The sequence below is a fragment of the Hydrogenivirga sp. 128-5-R1-1 genome (assembly GCF_000171895.1).
Genome location: NZ_ABHJ01000002.1, coordinates 102,213 through 127,389, shown reverse-complemented (window position 1 = coordinate 127,389; position 25,177 = coordinate 102,213). Strand labels below are relative to the sequence as shown.

26 protein-coding genes and 2 tRNA genes are annotated in these 25,177 nt (G+C 51.7%); 13 read left to right on the top strand and 15 right to left on the bottom strand.

Annotation, left to right across the window (positions count from 1 at the left end; translation table 11 throughout):
- Position 1 precedes the first annotated feature (1 nt).
- From HG1285_RS14385 to bcp, 7 genes are read right to left on the bottom strand one after another with little or no spacing between them, the layout of a single operon-like run.
- Positions 2 to 1,129, bottom strand: coding sequence for a hypothetical protein (locus tag HG1285_RS14385; RefSeq protein WP_008286359.1), 1,128 nt, complete (start codon positions 1,127 to 1,129; stop codon positions 2 to 4).
- On the bottom strand, positions 1,114 to 1,677 hold the full coding sequence (locus tag HG1285_RS14390) for an ADP-ribosylation factor-like protein (protein ID WP_008286358.1): 564 nt from the start codon (positions 1,675 to 1,677) through the stop codon (positions 1,114 to 1,116). The genes HG1285_RS14385 and HG1285_RS14390 overlap by 16 nt, the downstream gene beginning before the upstream one ends.
- A complete protein-coding gene (locus HG1285_RS14395) occupies positions 1,674 to 2,165 on the bottom strand; it encodes a roadblock/LC7 domain-containing protein (RefSeq protein ID WP_008286357.1) in 492 nt (163 codons plus the stop codon). Before HG1285_RS14395 ends, HG1285_RS14390 begins: the two co-directional genes overlap by 4 nt.
- A gap of 49 nt (positions 2,166 to 2,214) precedes the next feature.
- Complete coding sequence (locus tag HG1285_RS14400; protein WP_008286356.1) at positions 2,215 to 3,330, bottom strand: cache domain-containing protein; 1,116 nt, start codon at positions 3,328 to 3,330, stop codon at positions 2,215 to 2,217.
- A 13-nt stretch (positions 3,331 to 3,343) separates the two neighbouring features.
- Positions 3,344 to 4,531: a hypothetical protein gene (locus HG1285_RS14405; protein WP_008286355.1), complete on the bottom strand. Its 1,188-nt coding sequence runs from the start codon at positions 4,529 to 4,531 to the stop codon at positions 3,344 to 3,346.
- 41 nt (positions 4,532 to 4,572) lie between these two features.
- Positions 4,573 to 5,202, bottom strand: coding sequence for an endonuclease III (gene nth, locus HG1285_RS14410; protein ID WP_008286354.1), 630 nt, complete (start codon positions 5,200 to 5,202; stop codon positions 4,573 to 4,575).
- Entirely contained in the window at positions 5,199 to 5,669 is a 471-nt protein-coding gene (gene bcp / locus HG1285_RS14415; RefSeq protein ID WP_008286353.1) for a thioredoxin-dependent thiol peroxidase, read from the bottom strand. Before bcp ends, nth begins: the two co-directional genes overlap by 4 nt.
- Positions 5,670 to 5,702: 33 nt before the next feature.
- Here bcp and HG1285_RS14420 point away from each other — a divergent pair, with 33 nt between their 5' ends.
- Positions 5,703 to 6,314: a DUF5752 family protein gene (locus HG1285_RS14420; RefSeq protein WP_008286352.1), complete on the top strand. Its 612-nt coding sequence runs from the start codon at positions 5,703 to 5,705 to the stop codon at positions 6,312 to 6,314.
- A gap of 1 nt (position 6,315) precedes the next feature.
- On the top strand, positions 6,316 to 7,518 hold the full coding sequence (locus tag HG1285_RS14425; protein WP_008286351.1) for a glycosyltransferase: 1,203 nt from the start codon (positions 6,316 to 6,318) through the stop codon (positions 7,516 to 7,518).
- On the opposite strand, the gene otsB is transcribed toward HG1285_RS14425, so the two are convergent.
- Positions 7,504 to 8,193: a trehalose-phosphatase gene (otsB, locus tag HG1285_RS14430; protein WP_008286350.1), complete on the bottom strand. Its 690-nt coding sequence runs from the start codon at positions 8,191 to 8,193 to the stop codon at positions 7,504 to 7,506. The two genes, HG1285_RS14425 and otsB, sit on opposite strands and share 15 nt — an antisense overlap.
- A gap of 24 nt (positions 8,194 to 8,217) precedes the next feature.
- Here otsB and HG1285_RS14435 point away from each other — a divergent pair, with 24 nt between their 5' ends.
- Positions 8,218 to 9,585, top strand: a complete 1,368-nt coding sequence (locus HG1285_RS14435; RefSeq protein ID WP_083793027.1) for a trehalose-6-phosphate synthase — start codon at positions 8,218 to 8,220, stop codon at positions 9,583 to 9,585.
- On the opposite strand, the gene hslU is transcribed toward HG1285_RS14435, so the two are convergent.
- Both hslU and HG1285_RS14445 read right to left on the bottom strand, forming a co-directional pair.
- The gene (hslU, locus tag HG1285_RS14440) at positions 9,565 to 10,914 is read right to left on the bottom strand and encodes an ATP-dependent protease ATPase subunit HslU (protein ID WP_008286348.1); all 1,350 of its coding nucleotides are present in this window, start codon (positions 10,912 to 10,914) and stop codon (positions 9,565 to 9,567) included. The genes HG1285_RS14435 and hslU overlap by 21 nt on opposite strands.
- Positions 10,895 to 11,359, bottom strand: coding sequence for a hypothetical protein (locus HG1285_RS14445; protein ID WP_008286347.1), 465 nt, complete (start codon positions 11,357 to 11,359; stop codon positions 10,895 to 10,897). The genes hslU and HG1285_RS14445 overlap by 20 nt, the downstream gene beginning before the upstream one ends.
- Before the next feature lie 87 nt (positions 11,360 to 11,446).
- Here HG1285_RS14445 and HG1285_RS14450 point away from each other — a divergent pair, with 87 nt between their 5' ends.
- From HG1285_RS14450 to recG, 7 genes are all read left to right on the top strand, one after another.
- Complete coding sequence (locus HG1285_RS14450; RefSeq protein WP_008286346.1) at positions 11,447 to 13,054, top strand: S1 RNA-binding domain-containing protein; 1,608 nt, start codon at positions 11,447 to 11,449, stop codon at positions 13,052 to 13,054.
- A 15-nt stretch (positions 13,055 to 13,069) separates the two neighbouring features.
- The gene (locus HG1285_RS14455) at positions 13,070 to 13,372 is read left to right on the top strand and encodes an HU family DNA-binding protein (protein ID WP_008286345.1); all 303 of its coding nucleotides are present in this window, start codon (positions 13,070 to 13,072) and stop codon (positions 13,370 to 13,372) included.
- An 11-nt stretch (positions 13,373 to 13,383) separates the two neighbouring features.
- A tRNA-Pro gene (locus HG1285_RS14460) sits at positions 13,384 to 13,456 on the top strand.
- Between the two features lie 28 nt (positions 13,457 to 13,484).
- Entirely contained in the window at positions 13,485 to 14,123 is a 639-nt protein-coding gene (locus HG1285_RS14465; protein WP_008286344.1) for a hypothetical protein, read from the top strand.
- Between the two features lie 4 nt (positions 14,124 to 14,127).
- Entirely contained in the window at positions 14,128 to 17,541 is a 3,414-nt protein-coding gene (locus tag HG1285_RS14470; protein WP_008286343.1) for a translocation/assembly module TamB domain-containing protein, read from the top strand.
- Position 17,542: 1 nt separating this feature from the next.
- On the top strand, positions 17,543 to 17,851 hold the full coding sequence (locus HG1285_RS20195) for a hypothetical protein (protein ID WP_008286341.1): 309 nt from the start codon (positions 17,543 to 17,545) through the stop codon (positions 17,849 to 17,851).
- 34 nt (positions 17,852 to 17,885) lie between these two features.
- Complete coding sequence (gene recG / locus HG1285_RS18085) at positions 17,886 to 19,898, top strand: ATP-dependent DNA helicase RecG (protein WP_008286340.1); 2,013 nt, start codon at positions 17,886 to 17,888, stop codon at positions 19,896 to 19,898.
- A gap of 30 nt (positions 19,899 to 19,928) precedes the next feature.
- Here the strand turns inward: recG and HG1285_RS14480 are convergent, their stop codons facing one another.
- From HG1285_RS14480 to HG1285_RS14490, 3 genes are all read right to left on the bottom strand, one after another.
- A complete protein-coding gene (locus tag HG1285_RS14480; protein ID WP_008286339.1) occupies positions 19,929 to 20,408 on the bottom strand; it encodes a TlpA disulfide reductase family protein in 480 nt (159 codons plus the stop codon).
- 13 nt (positions 20,409 to 20,421) lie between these two features.
- The gene (gene thiE / locus HG1285_RS14485) at positions 20,422 to 21,069 is read right to left on the bottom strand and encodes a thiamine phosphate synthase (protein WP_008286338.1); all 648 of its coding nucleotides are present in this window, start codon (positions 21,067 to 21,069) and stop codon (positions 20,422 to 20,424) included.
- 15 nt (positions 21,070 to 21,084) lie between these two features.
- A tRNA-Ser gene (locus tag HG1285_RS14490) sits at positions 21,085 to 21,176 on the bottom strand.
- Between the two features lie 23 nt (positions 21,177 to 21,199).
- Here HG1285_RS14490 and HG1285_RS14495 point away from each other — a divergent pair.
- Positions 21,200 to 22,273, top strand: a complete 1,074-nt coding sequence (locus HG1285_RS14495) for an LptF/LptG family permease (RefSeq protein ID WP_008286336.1) — start codon at positions 21,200 to 21,202, stop codon at positions 22,271 to 22,273.
- On the opposite strand, the gene tpiA is transcribed toward HG1285_RS14495, so the two are convergent.
- Positions 22,232 to 22,972, bottom strand: coding sequence for a triose-phosphate isomerase (gene tpiA / locus HG1285_RS14500; RefSeq protein ID WP_032496336.1), 741 nt, complete (start codon positions 22,970 to 22,972; stop codon positions 22,232 to 22,234). The two genes, HG1285_RS14495 and tpiA, sit on opposite strands and share 42 nt — an antisense overlap.
- Positions 22,973 to 23,000: 28 nt before the next feature.
- Here tpiA and HG1285_RS14505 point away from each other — a divergent pair, with 28 nt between their 5' ends.
- Both HG1285_RS14505 and HG1285_RS14510 read left to right on the top strand, forming a co-directional pair.
- Positions 23,001 to 24,284, top strand: coding sequence for an APC family permease (locus tag HG1285_RS14505; protein WP_008286334.1), 1,284 nt, complete (start codon positions 23,001 to 23,003; stop codon positions 24,282 to 24,284).
- A gap of 3 nt (positions 24,285 to 24,287) precedes the next feature.
- A complete protein-coding gene (locus HG1285_RS14510) occupies positions 24,288 to 24,638 on the top strand; it encodes a hypothetical protein (protein WP_008286333.1) in 351 nt (116 codons plus the stop codon).
- A 3-nt stretch (positions 24,639 to 24,641) separates the two neighbouring features.
- Here HG1285_RS14510 and mog read toward each other — a convergent pair whose 3' ends face one another.
- Positions 24,642 to 25,172, bottom strand: a complete 531-nt coding sequence (gene mog, locus HG1285_RS14515; protein ID WP_008286332.1) for a molybdopterin adenylyltransferase — start codon at positions 25,170 to 25,172, stop codon at positions 24,642 to 24,644.
- Positions 25,173 to 25,177: the final 5 nt, after the last annotated feature.

Here is a 25,177-nt window from a genome sequence, read left to right as displayed (position 1 = left end):
TCTATATCCTCCTGACCCTTTTTAAGAAGGCTTCCCTGTGATTATCATAGGGGATCTCCTCCCCGAGTCTCTCTATGAACTTATCAAACTTCTCCACGGGCAGGCTCTCCTCATCGCAGCCGAACTCGTCAAGAACCTTCTTCCATACGAGCTTTGCCACAGGTCCCATCTCGTCCGTGTAGGCTTCCTTCACCTCCCTGAGTTTGTCAGGGGGCACCCTGTCCACCACAGCTTCCGAGACCTTCAGGGTGAATTTAACAGGCGAGGGGTTAGTGTCCACATAGAGGGGATAGAGGACGAAGTTACCGCCGAAGTCAACTTCCTCTTCAGCTGCCTCCTTTATGCTGAAGAAGTCCTGCGTTAAGCCCTTTACCTCGTGGCCTCTGTAGAAGAACTGGTAGTATTTCTTCGTCCTTCCCCCGTTCAGGTACAGCAGTGCGTTCATCTTCCTTTCCCTTATATCGTCCCTAACTACATCAAGTTCAGACTTCCTTGATATCTTCCCGCTTTTAACCGCTTCAAGCTTGACCATGCCAAGGAGAAGGGGTATCAGGTCCGCATCCAGAAGAAATATGCTCACGAGACCACCCCTTGCGTTTACCCTTATGTACTGTAAAGCCCTCTCACCGATCCCAGTCGGAGAGAATATTCCCACCGGTTCCCCGTTGTAGAATAAAACCATTCCCACCGGTTCCCTGTGAGTGTGAAAGAGGACGTAGCCGTTGAAGTGGCTCTTTTTAGCAAGGGTGTTGAAGTGCTCTACATCTATGTGAGCAGCCGAAGATGTAGGCTGGAACTCCTCGCCGTAGCCGGCTATACATAGCGGTCCCCCTTTCTCGGGGTCGGGCTCTTCCCTGAGGGCGTTCATGACGCTCACCACGTCGGTCTCAACAACCTCTAAGAAACCCGTCTGGGGGAAGCCGTAGCTTGTGTAGTTAGTTTCTTCTATGCCCCTCTTGCTAACTATGAACACTTTTGGGATCTCTCCCTCGTAGAAGGGTATGTAATCCTCGTCCTCCCAGGAGGTTATCTTCACGTAACCGGTGAACTTTCTTCGCCTTAAATCCTCTATGAGAGCTTCTGTATTGACAAGCTCAAGGTTTATCTTCTCTCTTATTTCTTGGCGCATGCCTTCTCAAGGAGTATCCTTTTCACTATTGACTGGAAGGTTTCAAGGACACCTTTGCCCTCGGTAGCCACGGCTTCAACGTACTCAGTGCCCCACGGGTTGCAGACGGGCTGGAGCTCGTCCACCGGCAGGGCGTCAGGCAGGTCTCTCTTGTTATACTGCACCACAACGGGCAGGGAGTAGAGGTCAAAACCTTGCTCTTTCAGCACGGCGGCGGTCTCCCTGAGGACGAGGAAGTTTATGTTCTCCCTCTCTCTGGAACTGTCCACGACGAAGACGAGTCCGTCCACCCCCTTCATTATTACCTTTCTTAGAGGGTGTAACCTGAACTGTCCTGGCGTTGTGAGAACCTTTATGTCTATGTCTTGCCCCTCAAGGTTTATAGAGCTCAGGAACATCTCAACGAATAGAGTCCTGTTCTCGTCCGTCTCCATGGAGATGTAGTCACCCTTTGTTATTCCCTTCTCCTTGAGTATGTCGTAGAGCACTTTAACGTTGGTGCTCTTACCTGCGAGTGATGCTCCGAAGTAAACGACCTTTAGCTTCATGTCGCCCCCAGTATCTTGTTGAGTTTGTCTTCAATGGCTTCGGGGGAGAGCTTCAGCAGTTTTGATGGTTTTGGCTTTACAGAGGAGAATATCTTGTTCAGCTCGTCCGCGAGCTCTTTCAGGAAGAGCCTCACGGTTCCGAGGGCGACGCTCTTTGGGCAGAGCACACCCACCAGGAATCTATCGCCTACAGCCTTAACTACCACGTTCTGTTTTTTGCTCTCGTACTGGATCGCGTCAAGGAGGTCTTCCTTTGATACCATCTTTGCCATCTCAAAGGCGGCTCCGAATATGCCGCTTATTATGCTCGCCAGAAACTCAGCCTGCGTCTCATCCAGGTTCTTGCCGAAGAAGGAGATGATACGTCCAGCGTCGTCGGATAGTATTACGAGGTCTGCGTCCGTCCTTGTAACGAAGTTCTTCAGAGCGTTTACGAGCTTCTTCTCAACCTCTTCATCTATCTCGTACTGGACTATGTCAAGTTCCATTATGTCCTCCTGAAATAAATGATAAACCAATCCCTTTCATCATCAAGCCTCATTTTAGAAGGTCCATAACCTTCTTGATACTTATCCTCATCCTCTCAAAGGCTTCAGCCAGCTTTCCTATCTCGTCCTTAGAATCCACGGGCACCTTCTGGTCAACGTCTCCCATGCTTATCCTCTCCGTATGCTCTATGAGGGTATTTATCGGGTCTTCCACGTACTTCTTGAATATCATGTAGCTTATAAAGAAGCTGAATATCAGACCTATAAAGACAAACATGAGTATGTAAACACCCAGCTGTTTGTAGGAGTCTATTATGGGTGTCAGGTCGTAGCCCATCACTATAAGACCTATGTTCCTCCTGGAGAAGTCAAATATCGGTTTAGCGACCACGGCGTAGTTCTGAACCACGAGAACGGTTCCCGGAGTGTCCTTAGCTTTCAGCATCAGCTCTCTCAATATCGGGTTGGTTTCGTAATAGAGCACGTAGTTTCCAAACTTTTCAGCCCTCGCCGCCCACTCGGAATGAGCTGCAGCCCTCTTGTTTATGAGCACGAGGGTGTCCATACCGGTGAGCTCCTTGAGGTTGTCCAGTATGGGGTTGAAGGGCGTTATGAGCTCAACGGCACCGAGGTACTCCTCACCGTCCATAACAGGATACGCACCCGTAACTATGGTTCTCTTCAGCCCTACCTCTATGCCCCTGTGGGGTGCTCTCCTCTGAGCTACGGCAACTATGATCCTCCTGAACTTTGAGACGTCTATACCAAACCTCTCTGGATTCCAAGTCCTGAAGAAGGAGACCGCAAGGGGTGTGAGGAAGTGTAGCCTCAGGTCATATATACCCGTGAGGGTCTCAAGGTCTGCCCTAACCTTGACGTACTTGTAAAGTAGCTTTCTATCTCTGTTTTTAAAGGCTCTTTTTACCTCTGGGTCCATGCTGACGAGGTAGGCGACAGCCAGCCCCGCGCTCTCCCTGTTCTTGACCTGTTCCAGGAAGAGCTTGTACCCATTGTTCAAGGTCTCCTCAGCCTGCTTTTTCAACTGTTGTTGCAAGAGGTAGTAGCTTATCGCCGCCACAGACGCTATGAGAACGACGAGTATCACTATGTTGGGAACCACGAACTTCTCTATAAGCGAGGCGTTCTTAAAGTACTTTCCTACCATCTAAAACCTCCTGCTAAATTATATCGGGCAGTATGTTCTCAACCTGACTTAAAAACTCCTTAGCTGCGCTCTCCTCAGGAATTTCTTTGCGAAGCTTTTCAACTACTATCCTCAGGTGGTTCACCGTCATTGAGCTTTCCTTAAATCCGAGCTCGTTGAGTGTTTTGTCCCACAGCAGCTTGCCCACGGGTCCCATCTCCTTTATGTAAGCTGACTTTATCTCAAGAACTCTGTCCAGGGGAACTTCGTTGTCTGAGACCACGACCTCCTCTTCCACTCCCTCTATAACGACCTCTATAGGTCTCGGTTTCTCTATTATTGATACGTCATAAACCGTTATGGTTCTGTCCGGGAGGTTCTCCACCTTTGAGATGAGCTTGTCCTTGCCCATTTCTTCGGATACGAAGACCCCCTTCTCCTTAAGGAGCCTGTCTATGGGCTGACCCATGAAGAACATGTCGTACCTGTATATCCCTTCACCTGCCGTCACAACCACGGCGTTTTTCCTTTCCTCCTTAACGAACGCCTCCGCCTCCTCGTAAGTCTCAAAGCTCTTCTCAACCTGTATTACGTTGTCCGAATGCATTGAGTACACGAAGCTGAGGAGCTCAGGCTCCAGCGTGTACATGGACATAAAACTCCTTGCCGGTATTAGGTTCGCGTTTATGTAAGTTATAGCCTTCTCTCCGAAGGAGCCGTCACCCCCGAACACAGCCACGGGAAATCCCCCGTGAAAGACCACCGTTCCGAAGAGCTGCTCGTCGGAGTAGAGGGCTACGTAACCGTCCAGGTGGCTCCTCTGGGCTAAGAGGAACTCCTTGTTTATGTCAAGGAAGCTTATTGAGACGGGCTCCTGAACGGGAAGCCCGTAGGGAAAGAACACGAGCGAACCGTCGTGGGATATATTGTTCCTGTCCTCTATTATACCGACGAGGTCGTCAACGGTGGTTTCAACGAGAGTAGCGGTGCCCTCCTTTCTGTCAACGCTGAACTTGTCCGCTTCGGATATACTCCTGCTCCCGTCCGAGTTGAAGGTTACAACCTTGTAGGGGTTTCCCCTGTAAAAGAGCAGGTAGTCATCCTTGCTCCAGTAAACCACCTTGAGAAAGCCGGTCACTTCCTTACGACGAACCTCGTCATAGACCTTTCCCACGTTCATTACGTTTACGTCAAGGTCTTTGAAAAGGACTCTCTTTATCATCTCCCCTTATATCCCCTATAAGGCTATTTCGGTTACGAACATTATAACTTTACCTTGCAGGAATCACAGAGCTCGCATATAGGGCACTCCTCGCACTTGGGGTTTTTAGCCGTGCACAGGTTCTTTCCGTGGTTTAGGAGAAGGAAGGAGAACTTAGTCCACAGCTCCTCCGGCACTATATCCATTAGGTCCTGTTCAGCTTTGTCTGCATCCTTCTTATCGGTGAAGCCTATCCTCTGGGCGACTCTGAGAACGTGTCTGTCCACTATTATGGCGGGAAGGTTGAAGGCTCCACCCAGCACCATGTTGGCTGTCTTCCTCCCAACTCCGGGTAGCTTGACCATCTCCTCAACGCTCTTGGGTATCTCCCCTCCAAACTCCTTAACGAGAGCCTCGCAGCACTTCTTGAGCAGCTTAGCCTTCCTTCTGTAAAAGTTTATTGAGCTTATGTCCTTCTCAAGCTCTTCAAGGGGAACCCTCACTATGTCCTCCGGGCTCTTGTACTTGCTGAAGAGCTCAGCCCTGAGGGTGTTAACCTTCTTGTCGGACTCCTGAGCGGCAAGGATAGCCTCTATAAGCAGTTCAAAGGCGTTGTCGTACTCAAGCTCAAGTCTGGCGTCGGGGTAAAGCTTCTCAAGCCTCTCTATGACCTCTAAAGCTCTCTCCCTCAACCTTCTAACTCTCTCAGGAGTTTTTCTACGTGCCCCTTTGCCTTTACGTTGTACCATGCCTTGGCGACCCTGCCCTCTTCGTCTATGAGGAATGTTGACCTTATTATTCCCTTGGTAACCTTACCGTACATCTTCTTTTCCCCGTAAGCGCCATAAGCCTCCGCCACCTTCTTGTCCGGGTCGCTGAGAAGAGGAAAGTTCAGGTCGTACTTCTCCTTGAACTTTTTGTGTGAGCTTACGCTGTCCGGGCTGACACCCACAACTTTGTATCCCTTTGACACCAGGACGTTTAGGTTGTCCCTAAAGTCACACGCCTCCACCGTGCACCCCGGGGTGTTGTCCTTGGGGTAGAAGTAGAGTATCAGCTTATTACCTCTGAAATCCTTGAGGCAGAACTCCTTCTCCTCTCCCTTCTCATCTATCCCCTTAAGGCAGAAATCGGGCGCCTTTTCGCCTTCTTTGAGCATCGCCGTCCTCCCTTTCAGTTTAACATTTATTATATGTCCCCTTTCGTATTCAAATCGGAGTTGTGGACTGCCCAGTACACGGGTGTCAAGGTTAACACCGTGGCAGCTTTTATGAGGGCTCTTAACGAGGTGGACGACGACACCATCTACTACCACCTCTACAGGAACCTCTTTGAGTACCACTTCCTCCCCACAGATTATGGCAACAGCTTTGCATACTGGCTGGCTGAGAACGGCTTTCCCGTCCTCGCTGAGAAGTTCTCTGCGATAGACCTTATGGAGTGCGTATGTATATCGGACGTGAGGGAGGAGATGCTCAAGATACTCCACAGCGGTGTGGACGGCTTTGAGAGGCTCTGCAAACCCTTTTACTTCATACGTGCCGTAAGGAAGGTGGTGGACACGGGCGTGGTTGCGAATAACCTTGAGGAGTTCAGGGAGGGTGTCAGGAAGGTAGGTATCCACTCCCTCTTCTACCACCTCGTAACGTCCAGACTTGTCCACGGAGAGGCTGTAAACGACTTCTCCCGTTGGCTCAGATCTGTGGGCGAGGAGGAAAAGGCTGAGGAGATAGACAGGATAGACCTCATGGCACACAGCCTCTATGAGATAAGGGGGATGATACTCAGGTATCTGGAGAGCTGAAATGTTTGAAGAGTACGCGAGGTATATAGACGAAGGGACTCTAAGAGAGCTCAGACAGCTTGCGAAGGAGCTCAAAGGGGTCAGGGTTCTGCACGTGAACTCTACCAAGCAGGGTGGTGGTGTGGCTGAGATACTTCACCGCATGATACCCCTCATGAACGAGCTCGGTATAGAGACCCACTGGGAGGTCATAAAGGGGGACATAGAGTTCTTTAAGGTCACCAAGAAGATACACAACCTTCTTCACATGCCCGGAAGGGAGAGTTTGAGCCACCAGGACGTTATAACTTACATGAGGCAGACGTACGAGAACGTCTCTCACATAGATACCGACTACTACGATGTCGTCTTCATACACGACCCTCAACCGCTGGGGCTCATAGTTAAGAAGAGGCTCGGACAGAAGTGGGTCTGGAGATGCCACATAGACATATCTACCCCAGAGGAGGAGGTATGGAAGTTCCTTGAGATGTTCGTCAACGGCTACGACGGGAGCATATTCCACATACCCGAATTCGTCAGAGAGGGCGTCCAGATACCAGCGTTCGTTATACCTCCTTCAATAGACCCCTTGCACGACAAGAACGTTGAGCTTGAGGAAGGTTTCGTAAGGGACGTCCTTGAAAGGTTCTCCATAGACCCCGACAAGCCGATAGTCCTCCAGGTATCAAGGTTTGACCGCCTGAAAGACCCCGTAGGGGTGATAGAGGCTTACAGAATAGTTAAGCGCAGATACGACTGCCAGCTCGTACTCGCGGGTTCCTTTGCGGACGACGACCCGGAGGGAGAAGAGGTATACAATGAGGTGCTTGAGAAAAAAGGAGACGACGAAGACGTGTTCGTGCTCAACCTGCCACCGGACAGCCACAGGGAGATAAACGCCTTCCAGAGGGCTGCCACCGTCGTTGTTCAGAAGTCCATAAGGGAGGGTTTCGGGCTAGTCGTATCCGAGGCTATGTGGAAGAATAAGCCTGTGGTAGGAAGCAACATAGGAGGCATAAGGAGGCAGATAATAAACGGCGTTACGGGGTATCTCGTTAACAGCGTGGAGGGAACAGCCTTCAGGATAAAGCAGTTGCTCGCGAACCCCGAAGCGAGGGACACTATGGGTAAGAACGCCCACGAGAGGGTAAGGCACAGCTTCCTGATAACACGACACATCAAAGACTACCTCCTCGTGATCTACAGGCTACTTAAGTCCTGAAAGGAACTCGTAAACCTCATCAACGTCTTTCAGGAGCAGTTCTGCCTCCGGAGGCTTCCGCTCTCCCACGAACACGGGTAGTCCCCCGAGCTCCCTCACCTTCCTCAGGGCGTAGAGGTCTGTTGTATCGTCCCCTATGTATATGACCCTTTCCTTTCCATCCCAGCCGATGAATTTCAGAAAGTCCTCCACAGCCTTACCCTTGTCCCTACCAGAATACACGGCTTCAAGAACCTTCTTCCCCTCTATGACGGCTCTGGGAGGGTGTTTCTTAGTAAACTCCCTGAACAGCCTCTTCACCTCCTCCTCGCTCCCCTTGAAGTTCCTGTAGTGCAGTGCGAAGCAGCCCTCCTTCTCCTCAAGGATGAGTCCTTCCTTACCTTCAAGCTTGTGCTTCAACGGATTCAGGTCGGGCATCTTCCCATCGGTGAACTCCTTAAGGAGCTTCTCTCCCCTGTAAATCCTCACCCCGTGGGACGTTATCAGGTAGATCGTGTCCGGCACGGAACCGAACACCTCCTTGAAGCTATCAAGACTCCTGCCCGTCACTATCCCGAGGGTGTGTCTCTTTGAGAGCTCTTCAAGAAAGTCCTTTTTATCTCTCTCTATCTTAGCCTCGCCTGGCTTTGATACTATGGGCGTCAGCGTCCCGTCGTAGTCAAGGAGTATAACCATTCCGTGTATTATCTTTAAATAATAATGAAATTGATAGTAGTATCAAACAGAGAACCCTACAGGCTGGAATCCTCAAGGGGAAAGCTTGAGAAGACGGTGGGAGGGCTCGTCTCAGCCCTTGAACCCATACTGCGTAAAGAGGGCGGTGTGTGGGTGTGCTGGGGCAGACAGGGACAGAAGACTCCCCTTGAAACCTACATAACCCGGGACTTCGTGATAAAACAGGTTCCCCTCACGAGCAGGGACGTCTCGGAATACTACTACGGCTTTTCAAACGAAACCCTCTGGCCCCTCTGCCACATGTTCATAAACAGAACCCACTTTGACAACAGGTACTGGCTGGGCTACAGGAGGGTTAACCGAAAGTTCGCCCGTGCGGTTGCCGAAGCCTACACCCCCGGCTCAAAGGTTCTTGTCAACGATTACCAGCTCGCTCTGGTGCCCAAGCTCCTTAAAGAGAAAGGTGTGAAAGACCCCATATACATGTTTTGGCACATACCTTTCCCTCCCTACTTCATGCTCAGGTTTCTGCCCCAGAGGAGGGAGATACTTGAAGGCATGCTCGGTGCCGACGTCATAGGGTTTCATACCCAGCACTACGTTCAGAACTTTCAGGAGTGTGCAAGGGAGATACTGGGTGCCTTCTACGATGACAGTGCGGTGTACTGGAACGGGAGGAAGATAAAGGTAAAGGCTGTTCCCGTGGGTATAGACACGGACAGGTGGGAGAGGTTGATAAGGGAGCCCAAAGTGATAAAGTACGCGAGGAACCTCAGGAAGAAGCTCAGCGTTGAATACGTGGGCATAGGGGTGGACAGGCTTGACTACACCAAGGGACTGGAGGAGAAGTTCAGGGGCATAGGCAGGTTCTTTGAGAAGTACCCCTCCTTCAGGGGCAAGGTTTCCTTCATACAGATCGCAGCTCCGACGAGGACAAAGCTGGAGGACTACATGGACATAAAGAGGAAGACCGACGAGATAGTGGGCATGATTGAGGGGAAGTTCGGAGAGCCTGGCTGGGTGCCCATATACTACTACTACAAGAACTACGGGGACGAGAGGCTCGCTTCTCTTTATTCAATGGCCGACTTCGCTCTCGTTACGCCTGTCATAGACGGGCTTAACCTTGTGTCCAAAGAGTACGTCGTTACCAAGAAGGACTACGATGGTGCCCTCGTGCTGAGTGAGTTTGCCGGTGTAAGCATGCAGTTAAGGGAGGGGTCCCTTATAGTGAACCCCTTTGACGAAGAGGCTATAGCCGAGTCCATATACATGGCTCTCAAGATGGGTAAGAGGGAGAAGCGGGAACGCATGAAAGCCCTCAGAGATAAAGTAGTTAAAGAAGACGTTCACTGGTGGCTCAGGAACTTCTTAGAGGATGTACCTGCTTAACTCCTCGTCCTTGACTATTCCCTCAAGCTTTGCCCTCACGAACTTGCTGTCAATTATTATGTGCTGACCGCTCATATCGGGTGCGTTGAAGGATATGTCTTCCAGAAGTCTCTCCATGACCGTGTGGAGCCTCCTCGCACCTATGTTCTCAGTCCTGTTGTTGGCGTCCTCCGATATGCGGGCTATCTCCTCTATGGCGTCCTCGGTGAACTCTATCTCAACCCCCTCCGTCTTAAGGAGCTCTATGTACTGCTTGGTGAGGGCGTTTTCGGGTTCGGTGAGTATTTTTACGAAGTCCTCTTTGGTCAGAGGCTTGAGCTCAACCCTTATGGGGAACCTGCCCTGGAGCTCTGGTATCAGGTCTGAGGGTTTTGCCATATGAAAGGCTCCAGCCCCTATAAAGAGTATGTGGTCTGTCTTCACAGCTCCGTACTTGGTGTTCACGGTTGTTCCCTCAAGTATGGGTAGGAGGTCTCTCTGAACTCCCTCCCTTGATACGCCGGGTCCTGTGCCCGGCGTCTTTACAGCTATCTTATCTATCTCGTCTATGAAGATTATTCCAAAGTTCTCAGCCCTGAAGACCGCCTCCCGTGCCACCTCCTCCATATCTATCAGCTTTTCAGCCTCCTCCTGCTCAAGCACGTGGAGAGCCTCCTTGACCCTGAGTTTTCTCCGTTTTTTGGAGGGCATGAGGTTTGAGAACATCTCCCTGAGCTGGTTCTCCAGCTCCTCAAAACCGGGAGGTCCCGCTATACCGACCATAGGAACCGCCTTCTCCTGAACGTCTATCTCTATGACCTTCTCGTCCAGCTCTCCCCTCCTGAGTTTCTCTCTCAGCTCCTCTCTCTTGCCTGCATCCTGAGACTCTCTTATCCCGAAGCTTGTGAACTGCTGGGGCACGAGGTAGTCCAGTATCCTCTCCTCAGCGAGCTTCCTCGCCCTCTCCCTGACCCTTTCAACCTTCTCCCTCTTTACCATCTGGTAGGAGACCTCTGCGAGCTCCCTGACCATTGACTCCACGTCCCTTCCGACGTAGCCGACCTCCGTGTACTTGGTTGCCTCCACCTTAACGAAGGGAGCCTTTATGAGACCTGCCAGCCTCCTCGCTATCTCAGTCTTGCCCACACCCGTGGGTCCTATCATGAGTATGTTCTTGGGGGCTACCTCATCCCTTATGTACTCGGGGAGCTTCTGCCTCCTCCACCTGTTCCTGAGGGCTATAGCCACAGCCTTCTTGGCTTCTTCCTGCCCTACTACGAACTTGTTGAGCTCTTCAACGGTTCTCTTGGGGGTGAGCTCCTCCAAGAGCTCAGAAAGCTGGCTCGTCATCTCCAAATCCTCTCCTGGTCAGCTCCTTGGGGGTGTTCTTAACAACCTCTTCAAGGAAGTTGTCTATGTCATCGGGGAACTTCTCAAAGTCGGGTGCAACGGGGAAAAACTTCTTAACCACCTCAACGGGAGGGTTCCCGTATCCTATCGCCGGGAGTATCCTCTTAGCTCCCCTGCGCGCAGCCTCCCTGTAAGCTATCTTGTAGCCCTCTCTGAAGGCTGTCTCTATGTCCTTGAACCTCTCTATCTCGTCTCCAAGCTCGTAGAGTACTATGTCGTAGGTGGTCTTCCTGAACCTCTCCCAGTCCTTTATACCCACTATGTAGTTCTTCCCAGACCACTGCTTGAGCTCCACGGACTTAAGGTTGCCGAGCTTGAAGGACAGTATGTAGTAGTCTATGAGCTGTCTGTCCGCATAGATGTCAAGGAAGAAAAAGAACTCCATAACGCCTCCTGTTAGGATTAATAATATAATCCAGAAATTTGATACCCGTGAATTTTTGCTATAATGTATTCTCCCGTGGAGGACCTAATGAACGAATTTGAAAAACTCCTGAGTGAAGCCCTCCCCCAAGAAGAAAGCTTCAAAAAGGGAAAGATAGTTACCGGTAGGGTTATAAAGATTGATGACCGGTACGTTTACGTTGACATAGGTTACAAGGTTGAGGGTGTCATACCCAGAGAGGAAGTCGGTGAGGATATAAAGGAAGGGGACGAGATACAGGCTGTAATAGTGAAGATATCACCGCGCCTGGACTACCCGAGGCTTTCTTACAGGATAATATCCCAGCAGAAGGGGCTTGAGGAGCTTCAGAAGGTTCACGCCGAAGGGCGTGATGTTGTGGGAACAGTTGAGAAGAAGACGAAGGGCGGTTTTATAGTTGACATAGAGGGTGTAAAGGCTTTCCTGCCTGCGAGCGAGGCTGGTAAGAAGCTCAGCGTTGGAAAGCCCGTGAGGGTAAAGGTAATAGAGATCAGCCTCCAGAAGGATAGGCCGAGGGTCATAGTGTCCCACAGGGCTTACCTTGAGGAAGAGAGGGAGAAGAGGAAGCAGGAGCTTCTCAAGAAGCTGGACAGGGGTGATGTGGTTGAAGGAAGGGTCGTAAAGATAGACCCCAACAAGGGCATCACCCTGATAGTGGAGGGTGTCGTTAGGGCTTTCCTACCCAAGGAAGAGCTGTCCTGGGGAAGAGACAAGAACCCCTTCAACTACGCAGAGGTGGACGAGACCATAAAGGTTAAGGTCAAGAAGAAGAGCAAAGACAAGGACTTCCTCATAGTGTCTCTTAGAGAGCTGAAGGAGAACCCCTGGGACAAGTTCACCAGGGAGCACAAGGTCGGTGACGTTATAGAGGCTAAGGTATTGCAGGTCGTTCCAAAGGGTGTGGTTCTTGACCTGGAGGAAGGTCTTGAAGGGTTCGTTCCCCTGGAGGAGGTTAGCTGGAACGGGGACGTGCCCGAAAAGGGAACGAGCGTTAAGGCTAAGGTTCTCAGGATAGAGCCCAAGAGGAAGAGGGTCATACTCAGCATAAGGCAGGCGCTCCCGAAACCGTGGGAGGAGTTCCTTGAGAAGAACCCTGTGGGTTCAAAGATAACCGCGAAGGTTGAGAAGATAGAGGGTAGCAGGGCTATAGTTGATCTCGGCGATGAAAAGGTGAAGGGTGTAGTCCACAGGAGTGACCTCTCCTGGACTAAGCCCAAGAGGGTTGAGGAGGTGCTTCAGGAGGGTGAGGAGAGAGAGTTTGTCGTGCTCGGCACCGAAGGTAAGTATATAAAGCTCGGCGTGAAACAGCTCACCCCAAATCCCTGGGAGATAATTCAGGAGAAGTACAGCGTTGGAGACGTATTAACCTTGCCCAGCAAAGAGGTTATGCCCTTCGGAGCCTTCCTTGAGCTGCCCGAAGGTGTGGAGGGTCTGCTTCCCTTCTCAGAGGTGCCCAAGGACGTGAAGCTTGAGCCCGGACAGGAGTACGAGGTGAAGATAATTGATCTAAACCCGAAGGAGGGCAAGATAACTTTCTCCATCAAGGCTCTGCGAGGAGAGGAAGAGAAGTCTGAAGAAGCTACCTCTTACGAGGAAGAAGTTTCAACGGCGGGCTTCAAGCTAGGGGACATTCTTAAGAAAAAGTGGAAGATGTAATGCCGGAGCTCTGGTATGACTAAGAAGGACATAGCGAGCCTCATATACGGAAGATGTGAAGAGGAGTTTGAGACAACCAAGAAGGAGATATACCAGATAGTTTCAGAGGTCTTTGAGATCATAGAGGAGACCCTCAAGAACGGCGAGAAAGTCCAGATATCTGGATTTGGCACCTTTTTGGTTAAAACCAGGAAGGGTAAGATAGGCAGGAATCCCAGAACCGGGGAGGAGGTTCCCGTCCCTGACAGGAAGGTCATCGTTTTTAAACCGAGCAAGAAACTCCTTGAACTGGTAGAGCTCAAACTCAAGAAAGTATAATTAATACTTGACGGGGTGTAGCGCAGGTGGCAGCGCGCTGGCATGGGGGGCCAGAGGTCCCGGGTTCAAGTCCCGGCACCCCGATTTGAAAGCATAACAAGGAGGTGGAGATATGGTAATAGAGCTTCAACCTGTGGAAGTTGACATTGAGCCCCTCGTGACCCGGGTATTCCTGAAGTCAATTGACCTGCTTGGTGGACTTCAGAAGCTTGCAGAGTTCAAGACGCTCACGTGGTTGCCATCGCTTGCGAGGGCTTCCTTTGCAATAGTCCTCAGGGAGGAGTACCTTAAGACCGAGGAGGAGATAGCCGAGATAGTTGGTCTGACGAGACAGACAGTAAGGAACATACTCAGGGCTGACCCAGAGCTCGCCATGTACAAGATACAGCACATAGACGAGCTTACCCAGGAGGAGAAGAAGGAGCTCAGGGTTCATACCGCTGGAGGCATAGCCAAGTTAGCCTACAAGCTCGTGAAAGAAGGGCACGAAGAGCCCAAGATATTCCTTGAGTACTGCACCCAAGCTGCCGTTGCCCTTGACATACCTTGGGCTTACATGGTTCTCAAGAGGATAAAGGGAACGGACTTCCCCATACATTCTGCAGAGGACATCAGGGAGAAGCTGTCGGGCGTTATGATAAAAGGTAGAAAGGCAGAGGAGGTAGTTGAAGAGCTGGAATATCCGATAAAGAACCCGGCTGAGCTCTTACACAAGATAAAGGAAAACCTGAAGATGCACGGAATAGAATGAGTTTATGCGCTATGTCGCTTTACTCCTTCTCCTCTTGCTCTCCCTTTACTTTCTCATTCTCAAGCCCTACATGGTCTCCAGGCGTATCCATTACGACCTTGAGGGACTCAGCTTTGGCTTTAAACCGCTTCACCTTAAAGTAAAACTCTTCTATCTTTACCTGCCCTCAAAGGGCAGGTACTTCTTCATAAACCTCTCAAACCTATCCTTTGAGGTTAGGGATAAGCCCTACCTATCCATCGGTGAGGGGAGTGCTATCCTCGTTGAATCGGAAGTTGTCAGGAAAAAAACTAAAGGGGGCAGTCCGCCAGCCTTTCTGATACCAGAGTTTCTGAAGGACGTGGAACTTGACGTGGGCAGATTTCTCTTCACCTACGTGGGTGCCAAAAACGTTAATGTCCTTGCTGAAGACCTGTCCCTGAAAGAACGTCTCCTGAAGGGACATCTGACCGTGGACGCGGACGGGCTATCTCTCAAGGTTGACGTAGAACGGGTTGAGCTCCTTGAACAGTCTATAAGGGTTGAATCCCTGAGAGTGTCCTCTGAGCTCTTTGAGCTGTATCTTAAGGGGTTTCTAAAGGAGGGCAGACCGACGGCTGTTTTTGATATAGACGGCAGGCTCAGAGAGCTTGACTTTCCAAGCGTGCGCCTTTCCCCGGTCAGGGTGAAGGGTAGTGGAAGGGCAGACTACAGGCGACTTGAGGTCAGGTTGAAGGCTAAGATGGAGAGGCTTGAGCTCAAGGGCAGAAAGACTTTTTCGGACTTAAAAGCCTCGGGACTTCTGGAGCTTGAGGTAGGAGGCGGTCTCACCCTGAGGGGTAGCCTTGGAAGTCCTGTTCTTGAGGGGGATTACAGCCTTGAGCTACTACCGAAGAGGGTTTTGAGACTTAAAGTTAAACGTTTCCCCGTGGATTCGGAACTCCTCGGAATAGAACCTTTTTTCTTTACATGGGTTGGGGGCAGCCTTGAGCTTGATATGGACAGGAGGAGTTTGCTCCTCTTCGCCTCATCTGAGGGCGCCGGGGTGGAGCAGTTGGGTTTGAACAGGACAGACCTCGCCTTGAAGTACAACTACGGGCTCGGTGAGGGTAGCTTTGAGCTCGCCCTCTGGAACCCTGCGGAGATCCACCTCAGCGGTAGCCTGAAAGGGGGGAGTTTCAGGAGCCTCGTATCTCTGAAAGACTTCCTCCTGGTTCAGGGAGGACTCTCAGCCTTCGTCTCCTACGAGGGGAGCGTAGCCCGTGAGGAGGAGCTTGCCGTAAGAGGTCATGGTGAACTTGAAGACGTCTTCTACAGAGACCTGTTCCTGGGAAAACTGGGTTACAGGCTCTCTCTTCTGGGAAAGGCTATATCCCTTGAGTACGGAAGCGATGGGCTGAAGGGAACCCTGAAGGGAACCTTGGGAGGTAGTCTCCTGTCAATAACGGAGTTCAGGGAGTTTAGAAGGGAGCTTAAAGGTTACGAGGTCACCCTTAGGGAGGGAAGCCTTGAGTTCGCCTCCAGTGGGAATAGCTTCACGGTGGCTTTGAACCTTAAGGATGCTTCCCTGAGGAAGGATGCCATGATCGTGCCCTTCAAGGGCGCTTTAAGGCTCTCCAGACGAGGAGGTCTTGAGGGCAGTTTTATCCTGAACTCCAGAGGGATTACCCTTGGGGAGAGGGTCTTTAACAACGTCTTTTCCCTGACAGGGAGGTTGGACTCCGAGGGCGTGAAGGGGAGTTACGGCGTTGATGACTGGCTCAAAGGTTCTTACTCCGTGAGTTTTAAGGATACGCTTGTGAGGTCTTCAGGAAGGGTAAGGCACAAACTCCTGAACGCGGACTATATCTTTGAAGGCAACCCTGATAAAGGCTTCCTTAAGGCAGACCTTGACACCTCCTTTGGTGGTGAGGTTGTAAAGACCGAGCTGCAAGCTCGGTACTTTAAGGAAGACTACGAACTCACGCTCTCTCCTTTCCTCTACAGGTATAGGGTTTCGGAGTTTAAGTTCGGTGGGCTCAAGGTGAGAGGTAACCTGGAGGGCGGGAGTATAGAGTTCGGGGACGCTTCACTCCTCATACTCGGCAGACCGGTGGTGTCCGTGAGACAGAAAGAGGGAACTTTCAGCATTAAAGAGGGCTCTGTGAGCCTCTCCTTCACCTCTTCAGGTGCTCTTATAGGAAATACGGAGCTCCTCTACGATAGGGAGGGCGGGCTGAGTTTGCATTCTGAGGGTAAGGTGAACCTGGACTCCCTGTCCTTCTTCATAGCCACGCCCGTGGGCGGCAAGGCGGGAGGTCTCCTGACTTACGACCTGTCTTACAGAGGGGGAGACCTGTCTCTGAACCTGAAGAACGAAGGGAGGGTCGTAACCTTCTCCCGGTACTTTGCCTATCCGATGGACGCCTGGATTGAGCTCAGGGCTCTCGGCAGAAGCCTCTCAGCCTTCCTGACCCTCTGGAGGGGTGAATCCGGAATGTCTGCAAACGTGGGCTCCAACGACCTGAGGAATTACTACGTCTACGTGGTTTCAAGGGACCTCCCGGTGGCTTACAGAACCCAAAATTTTTCCCTTAAGGTTGATGTTAGCTCTGAGGGATGGGTGAACGTGTCCGATCTGTCCAAGGTCTCCCTCAGCCTGGACATGCTTCTCTCCGGTGAAGTTGAGGTGATTAAACCTCCCGGAGGAGGTGGAAAAAGAAGGGAGCCAGGAAAGGATGCTACCGTTGAGGTGGAGCTTGACGTCAGGTTTGACACCCTAAAACCTATAAGGCTTACACTACCTGAGGGGTACGTTTACGTCAAGGTCAGGGGCTGGGTAGGTGGGAGTGCGAAAGACCCGGAGTATGCAGTCAGCGTTGAGTTCCTTTCCGGGGAGCTCACCTACTTCGGCAGGCGTTTCTTCGTCAGAGGAGGAACGGTGGACGTCCTGAAGGAGAAAGAGCTTGAGGAAAAGAGGATAGACATATCCCTCGTAAACCCCTCCGAGGACATGAGCATATTCATAAACCTGAGGGGGGAGCTGGAAGACCCTCAACTCGTTGTGTGGTCTGAACCGCCGAGGAGCACCCAGGAGATACTGACCAAGCTCGTCATAGGGAGCACCGCCGAGGGGCTCATACCGGTGGCAAAAACCCTCTTCAAGCAGCTGGGATACATAGGCAACGTCAGGAGCGGTCTCGCGAGCCTCTTGGGCGTTGACATCACCCTCTCAACCCAGACAGGCACTCAGGGGGAGATAGGCATAAACGTGAACATAAAGAAGAAGATAGCCAAAGCCCTCTCCATAGAATACCAGCAGAGCACCCTTAAAGACCCGAGGGCTACCTACTACGGCGGTAGTATAAAGCTCCACGGCGGAACTTACTTCTACGGACGGATATTTGCAGACAACACCTCGGAGATAAAATTAAGGTTTATAAGGAAGTTTGATTTCTGAAATGGAAAACAGAAGAAAGCTCTTGGAGTTCATAGAAGGTCTCCTGAGCAACAACGGGCTTAAGCTCAGGCGTGGGTTCGGGATAGGGCTTTACCTCTACAATCAGCTCAAAGATAACGCACCACCCTACGTTCTTGAGAACCTCCAGCTCTTTGACAGGATGCCCTTTGAGAAGCGGAAGCTCTCCTCCTTGACTGAAAGATTTCTTGAGAGCTCTGAAACCGAACCAAAGAGGACGAAGGGAGGTCAGAGAGAGCTAAAGGACTTTCTCCTGCCGTGGACAAGCTTAAGTTTTAGAGAGCAAGAGTAAAGGTCTGAAGGCGCTCGGCATATCCACCTGATAGATGCCCTCTCTTCTTTCCGCTCAGGTACGAGGACAGACGACCTCTCTCTTCCTGAGGCTCGCCAAGGTCGGTGAGAAGGTGGTTCTGAAGCTCAGGGTTAAGGAGGTTAGGAGGGTAAACGATGGCAGGTACACCGTTGAGGTCGTGTGCACAGACGGCAACGACGAGGTAAAGCTCAAGTTCAGGTTCAAGAAGAACGACTTCGTCTTCGCCCTCTACAGGAAGGGAAGCGACGTTGTGGTTCAGGGAAAGCTAAAGTCCTTCAACAGGGAGAAGTACATAGTCCATCCCGAGCTCCTCAAGGCGGGAGAGTACGGGGAGATATTTCCAATATATTATGTGAGGACGAAGGGGGAGGTCACGAGCATATCCTCAAAGACCAGACAGAACAGGATAAGGAATGCCCTGAGGAAGACCGTGCAGAAGACGGCACCCTACCTTCCCGAGTACCTCCCTGAGTCCCTGAGGAGGAAGTACGGCTTCCCTGAGGTGGACGAGACCGTTGAGCTACTGCACATACCAAAGGGAGTTGACCTTAAGAGTCTGAATAGCTTTTCGGATCCTTACCACAGGAGGGCTATATACGATGACCTCTTCCTGTTCCAGCTGTCCCTGCTGCTTAAGAAGAAGGAGACGGAGCTTGAGAACTCCCCGAAGATAGAGGTTCCTGTGGACAGGTTCATAGCAGAGTTTCAGAGTAAGCTGAGCTTCAAACTTACCGGCGCACAGCTCAGGGTTCTGAGGGAGATACTTACAGACATGGGGAGAGAACACCCCATGAACAGGCTCCTACAGGGGGACGTGGGGAGCGGAAAGACGGTCGTAGCTATAGGGGCTGCCCTCGCTGCGGTTAAGAAGGGCTATCAGGTGGCTGTGATGGTGCCCACCGAGATACTCGCCCACCAGCACTACAGGAAGTTTAAGGAGTTCTTTGAGAAGGAAGGCGTGGAGGTTGGGTTGCTCACGGGTAGCCTGACGCCTTCTCAGAAGAAGAGCGCTTACAGGCACATAAAGGAAGGGAACATTAAGGTGGTTGTGGGAACCCATGCCCTCATACAGGAGAGGCTTGAGTTCAACAGGCTGGGTCTCGTGGTAATAGACGAACAGCACAGATTCGGGGTCATGCAAAGGAAACTTCTCCTTGAAAAGGGAGGGGGTCTATACCCTCACTGTCTCGTAATGAGTGCCACACCCATACCGAGGACGCTCGCCCTTTCAGTTTATGGAGACCTTGACATATCAGTGATAGACGAGCTACCGCCGGGCAGGAAAGAGGTAAGAACCTTACTTCTCTACGAAAGCGAAAGGGACAAGCTCCTACAGGCTATAAACAGAGAGCTATCTTTAGGCAACAAGGTTTACGTAATATACCCCCTGATAGAGGAGTCTGACAGGGTTGAGCTTAAGGCTGCCACCGAAGAGTACGAGAAGTGGAAGAGCCTCCTTCCGGATAGAAACGTTCTCCTGTTGCACGGCAGGATGAGCGACGGCGAGAAACAGGAGGTTATGGAGAGGTTCAAGGAGGAAGGTGACGTTCTCGTGTCAACGACCGTTATAGAGGTTGGTATAGACGTGCCGGAGGCTACCCTCATGGTGATTGAGGACGCCCACAGGTTCGGTCTTTCCCAATTGCACCAGTTGAGGGGCAGGGTAGGCAGGTCTGATAGACCCTCCTACTGCTACCTCGTGGTTCCAGACGACCTTAAGAGGGGCGACATTGACGCCCTTAAGAGGCTCAAAGTTCTCGTGAGAACCAACGACGGCTTTGAGGTGGCTGAGATGGACATGAAGCTGAGAGGTCCCGGAGAGCTGCTCGGTGTATCCCAGTCTGGATACTTCGGATTCAACGTTGCCAACCTTGCCAGGTCTCACGACAGGGCTGTGCTGCAGAACGCGAGGGAAGACGCCCAATCACTCCTTGAGGAAGACCCCCGCCTTGACGGGCACCCAGACCTTAAAGAGCTCCTCCTGTACAGGTACGGGGACAAACTTGACCTGAGTTATATAGCCTGAGGCGTTAACCTAACGCCTGCTCTTGGAACCTCAGCCAGCCTTGAAGGGCGGCACACTTACATCTTCAAAGAGTGGGTTGACCTCCCTGCCCGCTATCCGGGAGAGTTCCTCGTTCAGACTCTCAAGGGAGCTCCTTACAAAGGACTCCTCCACGAAGGACACTTCACCCGAAGGGTCTATCAGGTAAAGGGTAGGTACGACCTGCACGTCGTACTCTATAGAGACCCTGTACTCGGGGTCATCGCTCACCTGGGTAAAGGACAAGCCATACTCCCTCATGAAGTTCAGCGTGTCGGCACAGTTGTCCTGAGAAACTCCCACAAAGCTAACAGCATCCCCGTAATACTTGTAAAGCTTTTCTATAAAGGGGAGCGTCAGCTGGCAGGTGGGACAGCTCACCTTATAGAACACCAGGAGCCTGTAACCTTCCATGGAAGCTGTGCTCAGGCTTCCCTCGGGACAGACCTTCAAACTGAAGTCCGGCGCTTTATCTCCAGCTTTCAGGGGCATGTCCTTCCCTCCTCTATATCCGACCCAGAAGCATAAGCTGCTTCAGGGTATTCTTGTAAGCTCTCTGGATCTCTTCCGCCGCCTTTTTAACGTCCTCAAAGCCAAGTATACCGGCGGATATGGCCAAGTTCCTGCACCCAGCCTTTACAACCTCCTCCACCCTGTAGGGCATTATTCCTCCTATGCAGACTATGGGCTTTTCGGATATACGCACAGCCTCTCTGAGGGCTTCAACTCCGACGAGCTCGTAGCTCTCTTTCGTAGTGGTCGGGTATATGGAACCGAACCCTATGTAATCCACGGGTAAGTTCTGGGCTTTTCTGAGCTCCTCCAGACTATTTGCGGTGTAGCCTATGTAGAGCTTGTCACCCACAACCTTCCTTACTGCCTCCGGAGGCAGGTCTTCCTTCCCAACGTGGACACCGTCGGCTTCCACGGCAAGTGCGAGGTCAGCCCTGTCGTTCACCACGAGGTCAGCCCCGTACTTCTTAGTGAGCTCTCTCAGCTTGAGAAGTTCCTCGTACATCTCTTTGGTGTTCTTATTCTTGAACCTGTACTGGACGGCGGTAACGCCTCCTTTGAGAGCTTCCTCAACGGTGGGCAGGAACTCCCTTCCTTTGAAGTACTTGTCGTCGGTTATCAAATATATGGTAAGGTTCATTTCTGCCTCCTTTTATGGCGGAGAGGGAGGGATTCGAACCCTCGGAGCGGGAGGACCCGCCCAACGCCTTAGCAGGGCGCCGCCTTAGGCCGCTCGGCCACCTCTCCTGAGTCTTAAAATTATATACCACATGAATATCTTTGACAGATACCTGCTTCTCAACTTCCTGAAGGTGTTTTCGGCGATCAGCTTCGTGTCCGTAGGACTCATCGTTCTTTACAGCCTGACCGACTTCCTCCTCGGTTTTAAGGAGACGAACTTGGAGGTGGGGTTGAAGTATACCCTCTACCTCATACCCCTTGGCTTTTATATACTCTCCTCTCTTCTCGTCAACATAGCCCTGATAGTTCTGTTCAGGAGGTTCTTCTCCAAGGGGGTTGACTTCACCGTCCAGAGTTTCGGCATATCGCCCCTGAGGTTCTCAGCGGTTTTCGTGGGCTTCACTCTGGTTCTATCCTCCCTCTTTCTGTTTTTGAACGAGAGCTTCCTGCCAGGTCTCTTCAAGAGGGTGTGGTATATAGAAAAAACTTACAAGAAGAAGCAGGAGATAGGTCGCCTCGTGGAGAGGCTCTGGTTCGTTAAGAAGACGAGCTTCGGAAAGTACTACGTTTACATAGGGAGCCTTGACGTGACGAGCGGAAAGTTCGCCGGGCTTTTCATGTTGAGGGTGTCCTCGGAGGGTAAGGTGAAGGAGGTTGTGGAAGGTAAGAGCGGGAGGTGGAGCGGGAACGTTATATACGTGGATAGGGGCTCAGCCTATAATTTCGGAGAGGGCTACTTCGTACGTGAGTTGAAGGAGTTTTCCCTGAGCGCCGAGATAGGTATATCGGAGATAGGTCTCTTTGCGGAGAAGATACAGCACGTCAAGTCCTCATCACTCATAAATCTGTATCTTAAGGGTGGCAAGCTCGGTCTGGACACCGACCGATACATATCGGAAGTCCTGTACAGGGGAGGCATGTCCATGCTTCCGTTGGTCGTTTTACTGCCTCTGCTCAGAGACCTGTTCAGGTACAGAAGCTTAAGGGCTGGCATGCTGTCCTTCCTCGTGCACCTCGTCGTTGGGTGGATGGTGGCTGTCAGCCCGAAGCTCCTGGCGGACAAAGCGAACCTGTCCCCGGGCTACGCCCTGATAGCTTACTCCCTCTTGGTACCCTACCTATTAAAAGGAGTATACGATCTTCGCAAAGGTTTCAGGCTCTAAGCTGGCGCCCCCTACGAGGAAGCCCTCTACCTCGGAGTGCTTCATGAACTCCCCAGCGTTCGTGGGCTTCACGCTTCCACCGTAGAGGATCCTCGTCTTTCCTCCGTTCTCTGGGTTTAACTTCTTCAGAAGTTCCTTTATGAACCTATGAACGCTAACAGCGTCTTCAGGCGTCGCAAGGACACCGGTTCCTATAGCCCACACGGGCTCGTAGGCTATGTCTAAGCTGTCTGTGTACTTTTCAATACCGGAGAGGGCAAGCTTTATCTGCGTTTCTATCACCTTGAAGGTCATACCCGCCTCTCTGTCCTCCAGCTTCTCTCCCACACAGAGGATAGGTCTTATACCTTCCTCAAGGCAGGCAACGAGCTTTCTGTTTATGAGCTCGTCGTCCTCACAGAATAGGTGCCTTCTCTCGGAGTGCCCCACTATCACATACTCGCACCCCACCTCCTTGAGCATGGGTATGGATACCTCCCCTGTGAAGGCGCCCTTCTCTTCGTGGTGGCAGTTCTGGGCACCCAGTTTGACCCCGCTGCCCTCAAGGAGCTTTCCCGCAACGTACAGCGATGTGAAGGGAGGACAGATAAGGATCTCTCTGCTCTCCGGGTGTTCAACGAGCCTTAGAAAAGCCCTGATGTACTCTTCTGTTTCGCTCACGGTCTTGTGCATCTTCCAGTTAGCCGCTATCAACCTCATGGGGAGAATTTTACTATGATAGACAGAGATGAGAAAGCTCGGGCTCCTGGAAGCTACCTCCATAGGCGTGGGGACTATGATAGGGGCGGGTATATTTTCAATCCTCGGCGTAGGAGCGCAGATATGCGGTAGGAACTTCCCCCTCGCCTTCTTCTTGGCGGCTCTCTTAGCCTACCTGATAGCCTACTCGTACGCTAAGCTGAGCTCAACCTTCGTCTCAAATGCGGGACCTATAGAGTTCGTGGTGAGGGGTATGGGGGACAACGTCCTGACCGGGAGCCTCGCCGTACTTTTGTGGTTCAGCTATGTGGTCTCTCTATCCCTGTTTGTGAAAGCCTTCGGAGGATACTTCTTAGCCCTGATCGGGGCTGATATAACCGGTGTAATACTTTCCCTTGTGGAGTTGGGTGTTATCTCCTTCTTTACAGCACTAAACTTCTTCGGTTCAAAGGCTGTGGGGAGAGCAGAGTTCTGGATAGTTATGGTAAAGGTTTCAATACTCCTGGTCTTCGTCCTGCTGGGTGTATGGAGTGTAAACCCTGAATATGTGACACCCTTGCTTGAGCCCGAAGCTGTAAAGAGCACGGTATACGCATCAACGGTGCTCTTTTTAACCTACATGGGGTTCGGACTCATAACGAACGCCTCTGAAAACATAGAAGACCCTGAGAGGAATGTTCCAAGGGCTATATACCTGAGCCTCGCTGTGGTAGCCTTCATATATATCTCCGTTTCCCTCACCGCTCTGGGCAATCTGGGTGCAGACGGGCTCATAGCGGCTAAGGAGTATGCCCTTGCTGAGGCGGCGAGACCATTTCTCGGGAGCTCTGGCTTCGTGCTCGTCTCTCTTGGAGCTTTGTTCTCTACAGCCTCGGCTATAAACGCCACCCTTTACGGCGGTGCCAACGTCTCCTACGCTCTAGCCAAGGAGGGGAAGCTACCCGACATATTTGAGAGAAAGGTCTGGTTCAGAGCTCCGGAGGGACTCTACATCACAGCAGCGCTAAGCTTTACCTTCGCTCTTCTCTTTGACCTCAGCGGTATAGCGAACATCATCAGCACAGTCTTTCTGGTAATTTACGTATTCGTTCTCCTATCCCATTACAGGCTTGCAGACCTCACGGGCGGAAACAGGCTCCTGATAATTTTCAGCCTCATGGTAATCCTTGCGGTTCTTGCGACGATAATGTTTTATCAGTGGGGCAGCAACAGAGCCTCTTTTTACACTATACTTGGGGTGGTAGCGGGGGCTATGCTTCTTGAAGCCTTTTACAGAAAGCTTAGCGGACGTGAGATTACGGAGAGGGGGTGAGCCATGGCTGTGGATAGCGCTGTCAGGGCACCGGAGGTAGAGATCGATGGAGTCCTCCTTGAGAGGGCGAGAAAGGAGGGTAAGGCGATAGTGCTCTATCCCACCCTGAAGTTCAGCTGTCTTATAGCGAAGAGGTTTAAGGCTGAGCTGAGGGAGAGCGTGGAGGACTACGATGTGAAGAAGAGCATAGGGGGCGTTCCCGTCTTTATTAAGTTTAGGGCTGTGGGATCAAGGTTCTGTGGCGGAGACAGGGGGTTTGAGGAGGTGGACTTCCCCGTCCTTGAGCCCGAGAGGTTCATGCCACGGTGGATAAGGGTGTATTCCGACCTGAGCGGCGAGTTCGGCTACAAATAGAGCCTACCTGCTTCCCGGTCTGAAGGACTTCACCTTGTCCTCGTGGGTATCTATGAAGGCTCCTCCTATAAGGTCTATGCAGTAGGGTATGGCGGGAAACACGGCGTTCAGGCAGAGCCTTATGGACTGGGGCTTTCCGGGAAGATTCACTATCAGGCAGCTGCCCCTGATGCCTGCCGTCTGCCTTGAGAGTATGGCTGTGGGTACCTGTTCAAGGGAGACCTTCCTCATGAGCTCTCCAAAGCCCGGCAGCATCTTTTCACAGACGGACTCCGTAGCCTCCGGTGTTACGTCCCTGGGTGCGGGTCCCGTTCCTCCTGTGGTGAGTATAAGGCTACACTTCAGCTCGTCTGCGAGCTCCCTAAAGGTCTTCTCTATGAGTTCCCTCTCGTCGGGCACCACCCTGTACTCAACCCTGAAGGGGGTCTTTATAACCTCCTTGAGGTAATCTATGATAGCCTTTCCGCTTATGTCCTCGTACTCTCCCCTGCTCGCTCTATCCGAAACCGTTACTACACCTATTACAGCTTCCATGAAGG